General features: G+C 24.2%; 12 protein-coding genes. 10 read left to right on the top strand and 2 right to left on the bottom strand.

Annotation, left to right across the window (positions count from 1 at the left end; all coding sequences use genetic code 4):
* Positions 1 to 13: 13 nt before the first annotated feature.
* The gene (locus MYPE_RS04400) at positions 14 to 1,612 is read right to left on the bottom strand and encodes a lipoprotein (RefSeq protein WP_011077676.1); all 1,599 of its coding nucleotides are present in this window, start codon (positions 1,610 to 1,612) and stop codon (positions 14 to 16) included.
* A gap of 145 nt (positions 1,613 to 1,757) precedes the next feature.
* Entirely contained in the window at positions 1,758 to 1,997 is a 240-nt protein-coding gene (locus tag MYPE_RS04395) for a hypothetical protein (RefSeq protein WP_044891305.1), read from the bottom strand.
* Between the two features lie 243 nt (positions 1,998 to 2,240).
* Here MYPE_RS04395 and alaS point away from each other — a divergent pair, with 243 nt between their 5' ends.
* From alaS to MYPE_RS04345, 10 genes are all read left to right on the top strand, one after another.
* Entirely contained in the window at positions 2,241 to 5,033 is a 2,793-nt protein-coding gene (gene alaS / locus MYPE_RS04390) for an alanine--tRNA ligase (protein ID WP_011077675.1), read from the top strand.
* On the top strand, positions 5,017 to 5,445 hold the full coding sequence (gene ruvX / locus MYPE_RS04385; RefSeq protein ID WP_011077674.1) for a Holliday junction resolvase RuvX: 429 nt from the start codon (positions 5,017 to 5,019) through the stop codon (positions 5,443 to 5,445). Before alaS ends, ruvX begins: the two co-directional genes overlap by 17 nt.
* Positions 5,446 to 5,461: 16 nt before the next feature.
* Complete coding sequence (locus MYPE_RS04380; protein ID WP_011077673.1) at positions 5,462 to 6,049, top strand: O-methyltransferase; 588 nt, start codon at positions 5,462 to 5,464, stop codon at positions 6,047 to 6,049.
* Positions 6,034 to 6,966 carry a U32 family peptidase gene (locus MYPE_RS04375; RefSeq protein ID WP_011077672.1) on the top strand — a complete coding sequence of 311 codons (933 nt, stop codon included), beginning with the start codon at positions 6,034 to 6,036 and terminating at the stop codon, positions 6,964 to 6,966. The genes MYPE_RS04380 and MYPE_RS04375 overlap by 16 nt, the downstream gene beginning before the upstream one ends.
* A gap of 2 nt (positions 6,967 to 6,968) precedes the next feature.
* Positions 6,969 to 8,189 carry a peptidase U32 family protein gene (locus tag MYPE_RS04370; protein WP_011077671.1) on the top strand — a complete coding sequence of 407 codons (1,221 nt, stop codon included), beginning with the start codon at positions 6,969 to 6,971 and terminating at the stop codon, positions 8,187 to 8,189.
* A 125-nt stretch (positions 8,190 to 8,314) separates the two neighbouring features.
* Positions 8,315 to 11,584, top strand: a complete 3,270-nt coding sequence (locus MYPE_RS04365) for a hypothetical protein (protein ID WP_229502221.1) — start codon at positions 8,315 to 8,317, stop codon at positions 11,582 to 11,584.
* Between the two features lie 610 nt (positions 11,585 to 12,194).
* A complete protein-coding gene (locus MYPE_RS05485; protein WP_052270430.1) occupies positions 12,195 to 12,713 on the top strand; it encodes a hypothetical protein in 519 nt (172 codons plus the stop codon).
* 161 nt (positions 12,714 to 12,874) lie between these two features.
* A complete protein-coding gene (locus tag MYPE_RS05480; RefSeq protein WP_229502220.1) occupies positions 12,875 to 13,288 on the top strand; it encodes a hypothetical protein in 414 nt (137 codons plus the stop codon).
* A 211-nt stretch (positions 13,289 to 13,499) separates the two neighbouring features.
* Positions 13,500 to 17,294, top strand: a complete 3,795-nt coding sequence (locus MYPE_RS04350; RefSeq protein ID WP_011077667.1) for an AAA domain-containing protein — start codon at positions 13,500 to 13,502, stop codon at positions 17,292 to 17,294.
* A 146-nt stretch (positions 17,295 to 17,440) separates the two neighbouring features.
* The gene (locus MYPE_RS04345) at positions 17,441 to 20,695 is read left to right on the top strand and encodes a lipoprotein 17-related variable surface protein (RefSeq protein WP_011077666.1); all 3,255 of its coding nucleotides are present in this window, start codon (positions 17,441 to 17,443) and stop codon (positions 20,693 to 20,695) included.
* Positions 20,696 to 20,757 lie beyond the last annotated feature (62 nt).

Here is a 20,757-nt window from a genome sequence, read left to right as displayed (position 1 = left end):
TTATTTGCAATACTTACAAAGTACTTTTCAAATTAAATCATGCCCATGACATATTATCTTTAACTAAATCAGAAAGACTTCTTGTTAATAGGTTATTGTTTACATTGTTAGACACATTATAAATACTTACAAGCAAATCTATGTATTGGTTGTATAAGCTATCTTCCAATATATTTTCATCTTTTAATCAACTATAAAGATCTGTTAAATAGCCATTATTTTGCAATGTTGTTGATAATGATTTATCATTTGCATTACCAGCTGCTTGAGCTGAACTTGAATTTAATACATATGCATTTAATGTAAGAAGTGGTGAAGTGTAATTTATGTAATCAAAGTTTTGCATTGGACCATATACATAGTTGTCAGTTTCATCAACTTCTTGAATAGAGTTTTCATTGTATGTTGTTTTTGAGGCATTTGTATACAAACTTTGGTCTGACCCTTCAAGAGCTATTTTTTTAATAACTGAATATGCTGTGTTTTCATGGTTTTCATCATTCATTCTATTTTTGTTAATAACCATACAATCCATTACTGATAATGTTGATGGACTTTTAACTGCTTTTAAAGTTAATTGGTTATTCTCTATATGATTTGTTAGTCATCTAGCAAAAGTATTTTTATTGGTAGTACTAGAGAAGATATCCCCACCTTGCATAGCAAAAAATAAATCACCATTATATGAAATTATTGCTTGAGAATTATCTGCTGCAAAATCATTCAATAGTATGTTTGAATCTGAGTTAAATAAGAAAGCATTTTTCTTATTGCTGTCCCCAAACATTTCTTTAAAAGTGTTTGTTGCTTCTTCAATTGTTAAACCACCTTGATAAGGTGTTAATTGAGAACTAGTAACATGATCACCCGGATTAACTCTGTCATTATTTGTTTCAATTAATCTTCCAATAGGATATAAAGTTGAATAATCATCAACTGTTGCAACTCTTTTTATATTTCCATTATTAATATTGTTGTTCAAAGTATTTTTAATATTTAATCAACTGTAATCAGATGTATTTTGAAAAATGTTATTTTTCAAGTTGTATCCAAATGAAACATCTTGAATAAAGTAAGGCACACAATAATTTAATAAACCTGCACTTTTAAGATTCTCACTTACTTGGTCTCTTGCAAAAGCATCTGTTAAATCATATGCTGCAAGTTCTTTTCTAGCATGCAATGAAAATAAAGATAATGCATCTACTGAAGTTTTGATTTTATCTTTGGTTTGAACTCCATTTTCATCCAATTTATATAAATTGAATTTTTCTCAATTTATTAATTGTAATTCACCTTTATTTGCTAACTTTGCAGCTAAATAAGTTGACGGAATTGCAACATCATAATTGGTTTTAAAGTTTCTTTCTAAGTCCTCATTTGTAGAATAAGTTCTAAAGTTAAAATTATTAATTTCAACTTCTGTCTCTTGGTTATCAATTAATAAATTAGAAGTTGTTGCTCCATTTTCTAATTCTGCTAATAAATCATCACTAATATAGTTTTCATAATTAGCCATAAAAAAAGAGTTGTTTGAATAGCATGATGTTAATAAGGTTGGTATTGATAAACTAGCAACTGAAAATAATAAAAATTTTTTTATTGCTTTCACATTATCAATTATTAAACCTTATATCTATGCACTATATGTATTAATTTTCTTTTCAATTCGTTTACCTCATACCATAATCATTATTTTTAAATTATAAAAATTAAATTAAATAGACAATTAAAAACATCATTTTTTAAAAATGTATTTAATTGAATGTCTGGGTATCAGTTGAAATAGCAAATTTAAAATCCATTTCTTTAAATGGGTAAAAAAATACAACTAATAAATCAAATAGTAAATCTAATTGAATATTTAAATTGTAGATTAGCAAGTTTTCTTTGATTTTGAACTTTAGAAAAGCTTCTTTCAAAAAAAATGAACGTAGATGAAAAAGAGAGGCTGAATTCAAATTATGTTCAGATATTACATATTTATTTAATTTCATATTTGCCTCCATTTTTTCAATTGAAAATTATTATATAATGAACGAACTAATATAGTAACAAAAAAATATTTTTTTATTATTCTAATATTTATTCACTTTTATTAGTATATTTAACAAAATCTTTTAAATTATTGAGAAAACAATGATAATTTTAAATTTTTAAAAACTTAATAATTAAAAAATAATCTATTTTAAAATTAATACATTGATATTTATTAAGTTTAGAAATTTGGAAATAACACAATGAGTAAAAAATTAACAACTAATGAAATAAGAAAATTATGATTAGATTTTTTTAAAAGCAAAAACCACACTGAAGTAGAATCAAAATCTTTAATCCCTAAAAATGATGATTCTTTATTATGAATAAATTCTGGTGTTGCAACTTTAAAAACATTTTTTTCTGGTAAAGAAAATCCACCATCTAAAAGACTTACTAATAGTCAAAGATGTTTAAGAACCAATGATATTGAAAATGTTGGTTTAACTTCTAGACACCATACATTTTTTGAAATGCTTGGTAATTTTTCAATTGGAGATTATTTTAGAAAAGAAGCAATTGAATTTGGTGCTGAACTTGTTTTTAAAGTTTTTAAATTAGATCCTAAAAAAATTTATATTACTGTTTATGAAGAAGACCAAGAATCTTTTGATTTATGAGTAAAAAATGGTGCAATTAAAAGTCATATTTTAAAGTGTGATAAATCTAGAAATTTCTGAGAAATTGGTTCTGGTCCTTGTGGCCCTTGTACTGAAATCTATTATGATAGAGGAGAAAAATATGATTTTCAAAAATTAGGTGAAAAACTATTTTTTGAAGATATTGAAAATGATAGATACATTGAAATATGAAATATTGTTTTCAGTGAATTTAATAATGATGGTAAAAACAATTACACAAAATTAGCAAGACAAAACATTGATACAGGCGCAGGACTTGAAAGATTAGCTTGTATCTTACAAGATGTTCCAACAAACTATGATACAGATGCATTTGTAAATGTTAGAAGTGTAATAGAAAAATATAGTAATAAAAAATATGATAACAACCTATATTTTGAATCTAAAAAAGATTCTGAAAAAGTTTTTATTAATAAATGTTTTTCAGTAATTATCGATCACTTTAAAGCTGTTATTTTTGCAATTAGTGATGGTGCATTACCATCAAATAAAGATAGAGGCTACATCTTAAGAAAATTACTGAGAAGAAGTTTCTTATATCTAAATTACTTAAAAGTATCTTTTGAAAACAGTAAAGAAATTATTAATACTATTATTTCAAACAATGAAACATATTACCCATACTTAAAAGAAAACTTAAACAATGTTATTAATACTATTAAATTAGAGTATGACTTGTACTGTGAATCAATTAATAATTCATTCAAAAAATTAAATGAGTTATTAAATAAAAAACTTCTTGATGCAAGTGATTTATTTAATTTAGTTACAACATATGGATTCCCAATTGAAATTGTTCAAAGTTTACAAGAACTGTTAACTCAGTCAAAGGATGCTAAGAATTTAAAATTAGCTGAAGATATTATTAATTCAATTAATCCAAGTGATAAAAAAATATCAATCTCTAAATTAAAAATTGAGTTTGATGAATTTGAAAAACTATTTGATGAACATAGATTAATTGCTAATGCTAATGCATCGGTAAAAGGGATGGAAAATCAAAATGAAGAATTATTAAATTTACCAACTTTAGATTCTTCTTTTGATTATGAAATTGAATCAGTTAAAAATTCAAAAGTTTTAAAAATATTTGATGAGAATTGAAAACCAGTTGAAGAAATCAAAAATAAAGATTGTTGAGTTATTTTAGATAAAACTTGTTTTTTTGCTACTACTGGTGGTCAAGAACATGACACCGGTAAAATTAATAAATTTGATGTTGTAGATGTAATTAAAAGTCCACAAGGATATCACTTACATAAAGTAGTTAAAGGTACTTTTAAAATTGGTGAAAAAGTGGATGGTCAAATTAATTCTTTTGATAGAAACATTATTAGAAAGCAACACTCTTCTGAACACTTAATGCATTCTGCTTTAAAAAGAGTTGTATCACCCACTATTAAACAAGAGGGTGCTTTTAAATCAATTGAAAAAATTACATTAGACTTCAGTTTCAATAGAAAACTAACTTACAAAGAAATTTTAGGCGTTGAAAAAGAAGTTAAAAGAATTATTGCTACTAAAAATCCAACTCAAGTTTTAATGAAAACTTTAGATGAAGCAAAAGAAATGGGTGCTATTGGTTATTTTGAACAAGTTTATAAAAAAATTAGTGGGAAACTAAGAGTTTTATATTTATGTCCAGAATCTATTGAAATATGTGGTGGAACTCATGTTTACAATACTGGAGATATTGAAGACTTTATGGTTACAGGACTAACTTCTAAGGGTTCTGGTTCTTGAAGAATTGAAGCAGTTTCTTCAAATTATTTAGTAGATAAATTTAAGAATAATGTAATCAAAAAAGCAATTGATGATTTTAATAATTACTTTAAAAAATATAAAGAATTAAATATTAAAGATGATGAAGTAGAAAAATATAAAAAGACAGATATTAATTCTATCCATTATTTAGAACTTAAAGAAATTAATGAAATTTTAAAAAATAAAATTAACACTTTAGTGATTAGAAAAGAGAAAGAAAACTTAAGTAAAGAATCTAATGAAATTAAAAATAAATTTACTGAAGTAAAAGAATCAACAAAACTTTTCTTATTAAAAGATATTGATAGAAAGCTTTTATTTAATTCACTAGTTTTAGCAATCAATGAAGCTAAGTCAACTGTTTTTTTAGTGATTAATGAAGTTGATGGTGTAATCCAATATGTATTGTGTAGTAATGAATCTTTTGCTAAAAATAATAATTTAGATTTCAATTTATATGCTAAAGATTTAAATGCCAAATTAGGTGGTAAAGGTGGAGGTAGATCATATTTGGTTCAAGGTACAATTTTAAAAATTGATGAAAAAGAACTTAATAAGATTTTAGATACAATTAATGCAAAACTTAAATAGTAAGATTTTAGCAATTGATTTTGGAACTAAGATAATTGGAACTGCAATTAATGATATTAATTTAAATCTCTGTTTACCATATTGTGAAATTACAAATAATGAATTAAAGTTCAAAAAGATTCTAGAAATTGTAGAAGAAGAAAATATTAAAGAGATTGTAATTGGGTTTCCAAAAACTCAAAATTCTTATGTTTCTGAAAGACATCAACTAATTATTGATTTCAAAAATCAATTAAGTGAACTTTTGAAAAATAAAAATATTGAAATATGTTTTTTTGATGAATCTTACAGTACAAAGAGTTCAAAAGAATCTTTGATGAATTTTAATGTTAAAACAAGTAAGTTAAAAAAGAATAAAGATATGATTGCAGCTTCAATAATTTTAGAAAATTATTTAGCTAGTAAAAAATAAAAATAAGGTAAAAATTATGGAAACATTAAAAGATTATTATCTAAAAGCTTTAGAGTTTAAACCACAACATCCAATTGATGCTGAAACTGCTAACTTTATTTGTGATTTTATTAATGAGAATAAAATAACAAAAATGTTAGAAATAGGATCAGGTGTTGGATATAGTGCAAATTATTTTTCTTTAAATAGTACTATTTTTTCAATAGATACATATGAAAAACAATTTGGTTTTTATTTATATGCTAAAAGAAATTCATTAAGTAAAAAAATTAATTTTATATATGAAGATTTTCTTAATGGAAATGTAATTAATAATAAGTATCCATTAATTTTTATAGATGCTTCAAAAAGTAAGCAAACAGAAATATTTAAAAAAGCTTTAAATTATTTAACAGACAAAGGTGTTATTATTGTTGATAATATTGATTTGAAGCGTGTTAAAGATAAATATAATTCATCAAATTTATCTTTAAAATCATTAAAATCAACAGAAAAATTAATAAAAAAATTAGAAGAATTTAAAAACTATTTAGATAGTTTAAATGATTTAATTGTTACATATCATGAAATAGGGGATGGGATTGTTGTATGTCAAAAAAGATAGATTTATTTGTTCATTGTTGTAATGAAAAATTAGCTTATAGATTGGATAAAAGAGAAGTTGAATATGTTGTTGTTGGGCTTGAAAATTTCTCATGTAGATTTAATGGTTATTTTGATTTTGAAGAAATCGAAAGAGTTAAGAAATCATTTAAATATAGTAAACTTTGTGTTTTCTTAAATAATTTATATAGTGAATTTGAAATTGAAAAATTAGAAAATGCTTTAGAAAAATTAGAACAATTAAATGTTGATTTAATTATGTTTTCTGATTTTGCAGTTCCTGAAATAATTTATGAAAAAAATTTAAATTTAAAGGTTCACTATAACCCTGAAACTTTAGTTACAAGTTATGGTCAATTTAATTTCTACTTATCTAATAATATTAATAAAGTTAATTTAGCAACTGAATTGACATTAAGTGAAGTTAAAAGAATTTGTGATAATAAAGAAAATATGTATGTTTCTATCAAAGGTTTTGGACTTGGTTTTATCATGCATTCTAGATGAAAAATGATTTCAAGTTTTTTAGATTATGTTAATGCTAATAAAGCTAAATTTAATAGCATTGATTATTTATTAATCAAAGAAGATGAAAGAGTTTATCCAAATATTATTTATGAAGATCCAACAGGAACTCATATGTTAAGTGGATATTATATTTGTGCTTTAAAACAAATTAATGAATTAAAAAATATGAACATTGATGCCTTAATCATAGATTCATTATTTGTTCATGATGATGATATGACATTAGATTTTGTTTTAGAAGCTTATAAATTTGCATTAAAGAATGATTTAAATGAAAAACAATTAAACATCTTATATGAACAAGTAAGTAAAAAAAGTGAATTAGATATTTCTCCTGGATTTTTTGGTGAACATAGTGATGTTCTACATACTAAAAAATATGAGGAATAATTATGAATAGAGAAAAAAGTATTCATGAGTTATTGTTGCCAGCAGGTTCTATGGAAAAAGCAAAATATGCTTTACACTATGGAGCTGATGCTATTTATATAGGCCCTAAAGCTTATTCATTAAGAGCTAGATCTTCAAACTTTGATATTAAAGATATAAAAACAATTGTTGATTATGCCCATAGTTTAAATAAAAAAGTATATGTGGCACTAAATATTATTTGTCACAATGCTGATGTTAAAAACTTTGAAAATTATTTTAGAAAAATGATGGATACAAAAATTGATGGTGCAATAGTAGCAGATCCTTTTATTGTTCAATCAATTTCTAAAATGACTAAAGATGTTGAAGTTCATATTTCTACTCAACAATCTATTACTAATTCTAAAGCTTGTAGATTTTGAAAAAGAAACAATGCAACTAGAATAGTTTTAGGAAGAGAAGTAAGTTATGAAGAATTAAAATTATTATTAAAAAATATTAATAATGAAATAGAAATTGAATACTTTATTCATGGTGCTGTTTGTATTTCTTATTCTGGTAGATGCATGATGTCTAATAACTTTTCTTTAAGAGATGCTAATGTTGGTGGTTGTGCTCAATCTTGTAGATGAAAATATAAAATTATCAATGAAGATGTTAAAGATGAATTAAAAGACAAGTATTTCACTATGTCTCCAAAAGATATGGAGTTACTAGTTGATTTTGATAAATTATTGGAACTAAACATTGCTTCATTTAAAGTTGAAGGAAGAATGAAATCAATTCACTATGTTGCTACAGTTGCAAATTGTTATTCTCAATTTATTAAACTTTACAAACAACAAAAAGAAGTCGATAAATCTTTATTAAAACAAGATTTGGAAAAAGCTGAAAATAGGTTAGCAGATACTGCTTGGTTTCATGGGTTACCAGGCTATGAAAAGATGTTATATTTTGAATTAGAAAAAGACATTAGTCAGATTTTTGCTTTTAATTTTGAATCTAAAATAGATGACTATACTTTCATAATAAAATCTAGAAATTATTTTTCTAAAAATAATGAATTTGAAATTGTTTATTCTAATTTTGATAGAGACATTGTAAGGATTTCAAATATTTGAGAAATGAATGGAGAAATAATTGATGTGGTTAAAACTCCTATGAAACTTTATAAAGTTCAATTCAATAAACCAATAAAATTCGAAGAGTATTTAATAGCAAGAATTCTTTTAAAAAAGTAACCAATTTAATAAGCATTAATAACTACTTTATTTGTATTTGTTCAAATTGAAAAATATTTATTTTTACATAACATTAAATTAGAGATTTTTGTTCAAATTCTTTTTTGGTTTTAATAATGTCTTTTATGAAAAATAAAATAAAAAAATATGTTTTTTGTAGCTCGTTATTTGCTGCTGGAATTTCTTCAGTGGCAATAGCGAGTTTTTATAACAATGTTAATAACAAATCAGAAAAGATAGAAAAAGATTCTGATGAGTTCAATGCATCTAGCAATCAAAATACAAGATCAACTATTGCATCTCATACAAATTATTTTTCTTTGCCTGGCACAATGCCAAATAATTTTACTGAATATGACTTATTTGCTAGAACTAATAATTCTCAGTTTGTACAAACAAATTCAGGAATTCTTGGTATTTCTAAAGATAAAAAAACTTTCTTTTTAACTTCTTATTCAGGAAAAATTATTTGAGCAAATCAATTTAATACAAATGAAATAGTTAAAACATTTTATACAAGCAAAAGTTGGTCTGATTCAGACTTGAATAATCTAGTTATAAAAGAGTGAGTTTACTTAAATTCATCTAATAAAACTCTAGCTATTTTATTGAGTGATAATACCCATCAATTTATTACTTTACTTAATTTAGACAATGGTATGTTCTTATCCAAAGATATATCAAGTAATTATGAATTAGATGTTAGCAATGTTTTTCAGGATTTATCATCAACAGGTTATACCAATATTTCTAGACTTGGCAATAATTCTATTTTAGTTTGAAAAAACAACAGCACTACTGATGCTAAATTATTCAGTATAAATAATTCTACTTTAACAACTCAAAATACTGATTTTTCTAGTCTTTCTTCAACTTTTAACAATAGAAAAATTTTAAGTTTTGTTGCCTCAACTAACAAGATTTTTGCAATTTCAGTAGAAAACACCAACTATCAAAATAGTAATAACCAATATAAACATAAACAATATATAAATTTAATAAATAATTCTTCTGGTAACTTCACAAGTGGTGGTGAGGTTCAATTAAATGACTACATTATAAATAGTGCAAGTTTAGATACAACAACTTTTAAAAATATTTTCTTTTGAAATGGTAATGGCAACAATGATTCACTAATTTTCATAGATGGATCAGAAGGAAATAATTCATTAAATGTATTAACTAATTTAAATAGTTTTTCTAACTCTAATTTAAAAAGAATATCTTTTGCTGGAGATAAATTGGCATCAGTTGTTATTGGTAATGATAGAAGAAAAATATTTATTAGTAAAAATGAAACAAGTGAAAATGCTTATTTAGGATATGTAGATATTTCTCAAACGTCTTTGTCATTTACACAAATTTTGCAATCAACAGACACATCAACAAAAAACTATTTTTTTGTTCCAGTGCTTTCATATACAAATACTGAATATTTAATACTTCAAAATAATCAACCAAACACTATTGAATATTGAATAAATTCTAGTGGTAATTATCAAAATACAAAAACTAGAATGCTATCTAAAAATTGAAAGTATCAAAATGTTAATGGTAAATCAATTTGAAATGCATTTGGCAACAGTTATTTAGCAAGTAGTATTGCATTAAACAATGTTTCATCTTATATAAATGCTAGTAATATTGATCGTAATAGATTGACTTTTAATGTTGTAAATAAAGATGACAATAATGGAAGACTACATTTTTGAATAAGGTTTACTTATGCTTCTTCTTTTTTAAGTTCTTTCAATGAAACTTTTGCAGTTTATTTTTATATTAAAGATTTATATGCACTACAAACAAATTTCATTTTTAATTGGTTAGATGATGTTGCTAGTAGTAATGTAGATAATAGTAACCAATCTAAAGTTGAAGCTATTAAAAATTTGAAAAAATCTAAATATGCAACCGAAATAACAACAAAAGATATTCTTGATAATTTCATTTCTTACACTATTAAAAAAACAGATAATACAGATTTAACAATAACTGAATCAATGATAACTTTATCGACTAGTTCATCTGATAATTTAGATACTTTAAATGTGACTATTACTTTACCAACTCATGGTATGCCAAATGGTTTTGCAAATAGTGGTAAAAGAACTTTAAATAAAACTTATACTGGTTTTATGTCTCTTAAAAATTATAAAATTTCAGTTAAAAATAATAGTTATATATCAACATTTACAAAAACCATTTATCCTAGCCAATTGAAAGAAACTGAAATAATAGATAATTTCTTGACTCTTGGGGCTAGTATTCAAAAAGATTTATCTAATTGGACTGTAACAATAACAAAATATGATGATATCTTAGGTACAGCAACTTTAAGTGTTGCATATAAAGGTACTTCAAGTATTCCAAGTTTTGATCAATTACCAGAAAATGTTAAGAATAAATACTCCAATATAATAAGTTCAATTACATATAGTGGATTCAAATCTATTAATCAGTCTAGTAGTTGAAATACAACTCCTAATATTCCAAATTATTCAGGATCATATTTACCAAGTGAAATATGAAATCAGTATAGTGCCTACTTAAATGGACAAGTATCTGAAAATGAAGTTATCTTATTACAGAATTTAAACTTCTCTTTATTAACTGATAAAAAGAATCTTGTAATAACATGTTTAAACATCAATTCATGTGATGGTGATGGATATTTAGATTTAGAAATATCTATTAAAGAAAATGCTGAAACTGTTGTTGACTATAATGGTACTCAATACAAAACATCAAATGGAAAACTACTATTTGACCCAAGCTTTTTAACTGCAAGCCAAATTACATATCCTTATAACCTGAAATGAAATATTACTACTTCAAATAAATATTTTTATTTGGTAGATAAAAATAATAATGACTCAAGAATTAATCCTACTGATAATGAATATGATTTTGATATCAAAAAGAATTCACCTTTTTTAAGTTCTAGTAATTTTGCTAATAACTTTTCATCATCAGTTTCAGTTGCTGACATTGAAAGTTTAATTCAAACTGAAGGATATAATTATGAAATTACATTAGAAACAAATATAGATAATGGATCTGTTATTGCAACTATTAAATTGTCTTTAATTGACAAACCATTATTTGAATATGATTCAAATAATAGTAATTTTGTAAGAACTATCAATATTTATAACTTTAATGTTCCAATGTCGAAGACTGCAAAAATTCTAATTTACTCTTCTGGGGGTACATTAATTGCAATCTTATTGGGTGTATTAACTTGATATTTACTATGGAAATTCAAATTAATAAATTATAAAAAGAAATCTATTGGATGAAACACTCAACAAAAACACAATAAAGTTATTAATAACCTATATAAGAAAAACAGATTTTTTAAATTTAATGAAGAAGATTTAAAAAAGAAAAAATAAGATTTGTTAAAAATGAATAATCCCTTTATTGCAAAACAATATAGGGATTTTTTATGTGGAATCTGTTGCCATTCAGTGGTGGAATTTGTAAGTTTTAAATTAATAACAATCAGTAAACACAAGGTCTTTTTTCTATTGATTTAAAAAGTATCTATAAATTTATAAAAATTGTTATTTTTCCTATTAATATTTAATTTTTTATAAAAATTATTGCATTTTTTATGACATTGGCCTTAAAAATTAACATTAATATAGTGTATTGATATAGGATAGAGCAATAAAGCAATTTTTCTTAATTGTTTACTATGGTGCTTATCTTTATTGATGGTTTTGAAACATATTGTTCTTTTATAATATCCATCATTGAGTCTTTGATGTTTTAACTAAATTAAATTTAAAAGATTTGTGTCAATACAAAATCTAAATTATTAAAGTTTAATAACCTTTAGGATCACCAATTGGAAAATCATGATTTTTTTTCAATCTACAAGCACACATTATATGATTTGTAATTTATAATTAGTTTATATATTTACTAATTTCTTTACAAACCCAATTATGTGTCTTAAGAAGTCTCTTAAATTTGGTTGTTAAACAGAAAGGTATTTATATGAAAAATGATTTGAAAAAAAGCATTAAAACTAATGCTGAAAAAACAAATAAAAATTTATTTTATGACTCTTTCAGTGGAAATATGAAAACAAGTGTTTTCATCAGTAGAATTAGAGATTCTGAAACTGTAAATCTTAAAGATTATAGTGAGAAAGTGATCGATTCTTATATTGATCAAGAAACCAATGAAAGAGTTAAGACAGTGAAATTTAAAGCAAAATCAATTGAAGGGAATATCATGATTAGAGAAAATAATCCATCTCCAGACATTTTGGAAGAAATTCTTAAACAACTTAAAACTATAAGTAGTGATGTTTCTCAACTTAAAACTGACATGGTTCAAGTTAAAGCAGACATTGTTGAATTAAAAACAGATGTTGCTCAACTGAAAACTGATATGGTTGAAGTTAAGGCAGATATTGTTGAATTAAAAACAGATGTGTCTCAGTTAAAGAAAGATGTTTCTAGAATCATGAAGTGTCCAACAATTGTAAGAGAATTAGCTGAAATAGACTAATTAATCGGCACCCAATTTATTGGGTGTTTTTTGTTGCTGATGATTTGGTTTTATGAAATTGTTGAAAATCATATTGATTAATTAATGTGTATTAACATATTATTTAATAGAATATCTATTTTTAAAAAATGAATTTATATTATGACTCTTTCAGTGGAAATATGAAAACAAGTGTTTTCATCAGTAGAATTAGAGATTCTGAAACTGTAAATCTTAAAGATTATAGTGAGAAAGTGATTGATTCTTATATTGATCAAGAAACCAATGAAAGAGTTAAGACAGTGAAATTTAAAGCAAAATCAATTGAAGGGAATATCATGATTAGAGAAAACAATCCATCTCCAGACATTTTGGAAGAAATTCTTAAACAGCTTAAAACAATAAGCAGTGATGTTGCTCAACTGAAAACTGATATGGTTGAAGTTAAAGCAGATGTTGCTCAACTGAAAACTGATATGGTTGAAGTTAAAGCAGATATTGTTGAATTAAAAACAGATGTGTCTCAGTTAGAAAAAGATGTTTCTAGAATCATGAAGTGTCCAACAATTATAAGAGAATTAGCTGAAATAGACTAATTAATCGGCACCCAATTTATTGGGTGTTTTTTGTTGCTGATGATTTGGTTTTATGAAATTGTTGAAAATCATATTGATTAATAGAATATTTGTTATTGATTTTGTAATTAGAAATTATTCTATTTTTTAAATTATTGGAAAACAAAAACTAATTAAACTGTAAATTAACATAATAAAATTTAATCATTGTTTATGGTTACAGAGAGCAATAATGAATAGTTTAAAAAATAAAATTTCTAATTTAATTAATGTTAGTTTAAGAGAAAAAGCAATTTTATGTAAGGTTGATTCAACACATTTACCCATTTTAAATTTTGCTAGTAAAAAGGATATTAATAGTTTCTTTGAGAACACTCTAGATTCTCTTGCTCTAAATTTAAATATTAATGCAAAGAAAATAAGTTATGAATTACTAGAGTCTAATGATTATCAAAATTTTATAAATGTTGTTAACAAATACAATATTAATTTATCAAATACTAAATTGACTTTATTGGAAAAAAATTTCAAAGAACATAAACTTGCAACTATAGAACTATGTCTAAGTTACTTAAAAAATATTAAAAACAAATTTTTGAGTTTGAATAGAAAAGCTAAAGAAATTAAAAAAGACAAAGGTAGCTGAAACTTATATCTAACTAAATATTTTTTAAAAGGTTTAACACCAAATGATAAATCCACAATCAATGCACCATTACTAATCTATCCTGTGGAGATTACAGAGAAGAATGAAGTTATATACATTAATAAAATTAATGATGCTTTTGAATTAAATGAAAAACTTATTGTCTTTTTACAAAGAGATAGTAAAAAACAAGAAAAGAATATTTCAGATTATAAAGATATTAATACTTTGGAAAGTTTAAAAAAAGAATTAGAAACAATTGTTAATAATGAAATAAAAATTGTAAAGAATAATGAGAATGATTTTCCAAACGAAAAGAAAGATACAATTTCTCAAAAATATAAAGAATTAGTTATTGAACCCACAGTGTGTTTGGGAATTTTTGACCCAAGTGGTGGAAAGTTGAAAGAAGAACTTTCAAATTTATTAGCTTCAGGAGAAGCTAATGAGTTATTTACAGAAAACCCTAAAATCTCACTTGATCAAATAGCTATTGAAGAAGTTAGTAATAAACCCATTATACAAATTGATAAATTAGATATTTATCAAAGGTATGCAGTTAGATCTTCTTTGATTAATGACACTATTATTTATGGTCCTCCAGGAACAGGAAAATCTGAAGTAATATCAAATATTATTGCCAATATTTTAAATGAAGACAAAAGTATTTTAATGGTTTCAGAAAAAGTGGCTGCTTTGGATGTTTTAAAAGACAGACTTAAAGATTTAAGTATTTTTATGCTTTCAATTCATGACTTGAATGACAAAGAAAAATTTTATGATTCTATTAACAAAATAAACCAATTTTTAGGTAATAGTTGATTAACTAACTATCACCAAAATTTAAGTAACAGTATTTTTGTTGAAGACATAAATAGTAAATTATCACAACTTGAAAAATTCAAACAGTTAATTAGTAAGTTTGATGAATTTGAAAACTATTCTTATCAAAACTTTGATTTTAAAAAATTCACTTTATTAGTTAAAGAGGTTGGTGGATTTGAGTATCTTAATGAAATAAAAAAAGATCATGTTATTGAAAGTGTAGAAAGTTCAATATTAAAAAATAATTTACCAACAAATAACTACTTTGCAAAACTTAATTTATATAAAGATTTTGTAATAAAAAATCAAATTGTTGAGCAAGATAAATACGACTATTTTGTTTTTGAAGCAAAAGAATTAGATGAATATATAGTTAAACACAATATTGATATTTATGATAAATATACAATTAACACTTGTAGACAATCTTTGAATAATTTAACTTTGTTTTTAAATAGCAATCCAAACTACAAATTTATTTTGAAATCAAAGCCATCTAAATTTTTTGAAGATGTGATTGAATTCAAAAAGATTAAAAATGCTTTAGCTGGTTTAGTAAATAATGATTTATTTACAAATATAGATCAAAACAAAAATAAATTAAAAAGTTTTTTAAACATACTATCTAGTTCTAAGTATTCACATAAAAAATATATTTTGGATGAGTTTGTTAAAAATTTAAATATAGTTAATAAAAAACCTTTTTCAAAATTATTTTACAAAACTAAACTATCTGAAAATGATAATTTAATACTAGATAATCTAATGAAGTTGAATAACTTGCATTTAGATGAATATACAGATTTTGAATACATTATTAATAACTACTTCTTATTTAACACATTACATGTTTTGTACTATTTCAATAATAACATTTTTAATGAGTCATATATAAAGTTTATTAAGAATGGTTATGATCAATTAGATTTAAATACATTAAAAATGATTGAATATTACAAAATAAATATTGGTAGATGAGAAAGCATTAATCAAGCACTTGTTATCTATACTGATTTTGTAAGCAAATTCCCAGAATTTTTATCAGAAAATTTACTTACTCACTTCATTAATAAAAACATGGAAATTGACTGATCTGGTGTTACTAATCTAATCATGAATATTGAAAGAAACAATATTTTGAAAAAGCTTTATACATTATCTTCTAGAGATAAAGAAATGGTTAAAAGAGCTTTTAATGTTGCTGGTCTAAAAAGAAGACCATCAATTTATCAATACATATTAGATTATGTAAATGTTTTAAAATTGGTTTTTCCAATTTGAGTATCAAGACCAGAACAAGTTGCAACATTTGTTCCTTTCAAAAAGAATTTCTTCAATTATGGAATTTTTGATGAAGCAAGTCAGATGTTTTTAGAAAGAGCATATCCATTATTACATAGATGTGAAACAAATATAGTTGCGGGAGATGATAAACAATTAAGACCATCAAACTTCTTTGTTTCAAGAATGGATGATGAAGAAGATGAATATGAAATTGATGATTTAGATACTCAAGAGTCATTGCTTGATAGAGCAAAGTTAACTGCTTGAGTTGTTGTGATGTTAAAAAACCACTATCGTTCAAAATCTCAAGAGTTAATTAAATTCTCAAGTGAATTTATTTATGATGGTAAATTGAATTATGCAACTGCAAATGGATTTAATTATTTCCCTGCTGTTGAGTTAATTGAAGCAAATGGATTATTTGAAGATAGAGTTAACAAAAAAGAAGCAGAAATAGTTTTACAAACACTAGAAAAATATAAAGATGATTATAAAAAAGTATTAGTAATAACTTTTAATGTGAACCAAAAAACTTATATCCAATCACTTTTATCAGATAACAAAAATATATCAAAAGAGATATCTTCAAAGTTTTTAAATGATGAAATAGAAGTTGTAAATATTGAAAATGTTCAAGGTAATGAAGCTGATCTAGTTATTCTATCAATTGGATACGGTAGAAAAAATGACATAGATAAAATAAGATCTCAGTTTGGAGCCATCATTCAAGATGGTGGTAAAAACAGATTAAATGTGGCTATTACTAGAGCTAAATTTAAAATGATTGTAGTTAAGAGTTTAAAAGCTAGTGATATTGCAGATAGTAATAATGAAAACTTAATGGTATTCAAAAAGTTCTTATTCTTTTTAGAACAATTAAATAAAAATAAATTGGTAGATAAAGCAACTGAATATTCTAAATTATTATTTAACTCAGATTTTGAAAAGGAAGTTTATGAGTATATTAAAAATGATATTTATAAAATGAATTTAAAGATAGCTACTCAATATGATGTTGGTAATAAAAAGATTCATCTTGTGATAACTAAGCCAGATTATAATAAAGTGATTTTAGGAATTGAATTAAATCACTGAAAAAATATTCCTACTAAAATTAAAAAATATGAAGATGTAGAATCTCAATATTTTTTAGAAGCAAGAGGGTATAAAATATTCAGAATTTTGGATCATGAATGAAATTATAATAAAGAGTTAGTTATTAAATCATTATTTAATGAAATTCATCAAAATCTTATTAAATTAGGTAATTAAGTATAATTGAAAACAAAAACTAATTGGTTTTTGTTTTTTATTTTTAACTCACCTTAATTTTGTTTGAGTATAGAAAAGATAATTATTTTCCTTTAATATTAAATAGATTACTTTTTAATATTAATTATTTAAATTTGGTCATTTAAATGTCACATTTTAATAAAAAGAAAAATCTTTATTCCAAAATATTTTTTACTTCATCTTTATTAGCTGCAGGAGCTTCAGTTATTGCAACTGCAAATTTTTCTAACACTCAAAACTCTCAGATAAGTTTGTCTTCAAATGATTTAGATTCTTCAAATTCTACTAGAGCAATTACAGGAACATATGAGCACACAAACTATGCTTCTTTTCCTAGTTCGATGCCCCAAAGATTTGAAAACTACAATCTATTTGGACAAACAAATAACTCAAATTTTGTTCAAACAAATATGGGTATATTAGGTACTTCAACAGATAAAAAAACTTTCTTTTTTACTTCATATTCAGGAAAAATAATTTGAGCTCAAGAGTTTGCTTCAAATGATATTGTTAAAAAATTCTATGAAAGTAAAAATTGAACAGCAACAGATGCAAATAACATAACTATTAAAGAATGGGCATTATTTGATGAAACTGCAAAAACATTAGCTGTACTATTAGGGGATACAAGTAATCATCAGTTTGTTACTTTAATTTCTTTAGACACAGGGTTTTTTGTTACTTCAGACAATTATACAGTTGATGTAACTAAGGCTTTTCAGTCTTTACCATCATCAGATTACACTAATATTTCTAGAGCAACATCAAGTTCATTAATAGTTTGAAAAAATAATGGTGTAACAGATCTTCAATATTTTACTTTTAGTAACAATACTTTAACTCCTGTTAGCACAACTACAACATCTGCGGCTACAACTTTGGCAAATAAAAAATTAATAAGTTTTATATCTAATGAAAATCAATTATTTGCATATTATATAGATGCAAGTAGTTACTCAAATACAAATAATACAAATTACAAATATAAGCAATACTTGTCCAAAGTGTCTATTAGTAGCAATGCTTTTTCTTTTAGTGGTGAAAAATCTTTAAATGATTATGTAAGTTCATCATCAACATTAGATTTAAACAATTTTAAAAATATTGCCTTTCCTGTAGTTATTAATAATTTAAAACAATTAATTTTTATTAGTGGAGCAGGAACTTCTAGTTATTTAAATGTTTTTTCTGTAGACAACAGTGGTAATTTAACTACAAATAAAACACTTTCATTAGAAGGATATACAATTGCTTCTGTTACTAAAGGGAGTGATAATAGGATTTTTATTGCTAACAATAAATCAACTAGCGGAAATATTTATTTAGGATATGTGGATGTGTCACAAAATGCTTTAACTTTCTCACCAATTAGGCAATCTACAGATACTAGTGATAAGCAATATTTTTTATTACCAATATTATCATATGGTAGTACTCAATTTCTTGGTCTTCAGCAAAATAATAAAAACAGTATAAACTTCCTTGTTAATCAATCAGGGAATTATCAAGTTTCAAGTGGTGGAATGGTTTTAAGAAAATGAAATTATAGAACTGTAAACAATAAAACAATTTGAAATGCCTTTGGTAAAAATTATTTACCCTCAAGCTTTACATGATCTACAGTTTCTTCTTATTTTGATTTAAGTTCATTAAATGCTACTTCTACATCTTTTTCAGCTTCTCAAGTTAATAATGATAATGGTACTTTATCTTTTAGAGTAACATTCTCTTATGTTTCGAATTTTTCACTTTCATTCAATGAATCATTTAGTGTTACTTTTTACATTAATGGATTATATGATTTCTCATCTAATTTTGTTTTTAGTTGACTAGACAGCACTTCTACAGTTAATGATCAAAATAGAGATAAAATAGCACAAATAACTCAATTAAAAAGTTCTAAATATGGAAATCAAATAACTGCTAGAGATATTATTGAAAACTTTATTTCTTATACTATTAAAAAAGTTGATGGAACTACAATAACAATAGAAGAATCAATGGTGCAAGTAACATATTCACAAAATTTAGATTCAATAACAGTCACAATTAACATACCAACAACAGATATGCCTGCTGGGTTTGCATCAAGTGGAAAGCAAAGACAATCTAAAACTTATTCAAATTTTTTATCTGTTAAAGATTATCTTTCTTCTATAAAATCTTCTTCTAATGTTTCAACTTTCACAAAAACAATTTATCCAAGTCAATTAACAAAAACACAAGTTATAAACAATTTTTTAAATGTAGGATCAAGTATTTCTAAAAATGAAAATGATTGATCTATTACTATATCTGAAGCAGATGATATTAAAGGAACATTAAAATTATCAGTAAGTTACAATAAAACTTCACAAATTACTAATTTTTCTGATTTACCCACAGATATTCAAACAAAAATTACACAAATTGCAACAGAAGTTACATACTCTAGTTTTAAATCAATTTCTAGCAATAGTGGTTGGACTTCTATGCCGAATGTAACAGACTTTAATGGAACTTATTTACCAAGTGAAATTTGAGGACAATATAAAGCTTATTTAAATGGGCTAGTAAATGAATCTGATGTTATTTTATTAAAAAATATAAATTTTACATTAACTTCTATAAGCAATCTAAATATTGTTTGTTTAAATGAAAATTCATGTGATAGTGATGGTTATTTAGATTTACAAATTTCTATTAAAGATGGTTCAAAGACTGTAGTAGATTATGATGGAACACAGTATACAACAAGTGATGGCAAATTAGTTTTCTCATCAGAATTTTTAGCAAATTCAGGAATAACATATCCTTATAAAGTTCAATGAAACATTACTACTGCAAATAAATACTTTTATATTGTTGATAGAAAAACTAATTCTAGATTAGAAGCTTCTAACAATGAATATAGAATTGATATAAAATCTAACTCTCCATTTTCTAGTTCATTAACAGATGGATTCTCTTCTAAAATTACAGAATCTGATATTGTGAATTTAATAGACACACAAGGATATAACTACAATATTTCATTAGAAACTAATGTTGATAATGGTTATACAAAAGCTACAATTCAATTGTCACTGCAAGATGCTCCATTATTTGATTATGGAATTAACAATAGTAACTTCACTAGAACTATTTATATTTATAACTTTAATGTTCCAATGTCTTCTGTAGCTAAGATTACAATTATTGCACTATCAAGTGCAACAGGTGTTTTATTATTAGTGGTACTAATTTGATTCTTGTTTTGAAAAGTAAAATTAATAGATTATTTTAAAAAATCTTATAACTGAAATAAAAAGAAAGAACAAGATAGAGCATTGCAACAACTATATAAAAAGAATAGATATTTTAAAGAAGATTTGTGAAATAAAAAGATCAGTAAAAAATAATTAAGTTTAAATTCTATTTGGGTAAAACTAAATAGAATTTTTATTTATAAAGTTAAGTATAA

It is taken from the genome of Malacoplasma penetrans HF-2, assembly GCF_000011225.1.
GTDB classification, from domain to species: Bacteria; Bacillota_I; Bacilli_A; order Mycoplasmatales; family Mycoplasmoidaceae; genus Malacoplasma; species Malacoplasma penetrans.
This window is presented reverse-complemented; position numbering and strand designations above follow the sequence as displayed.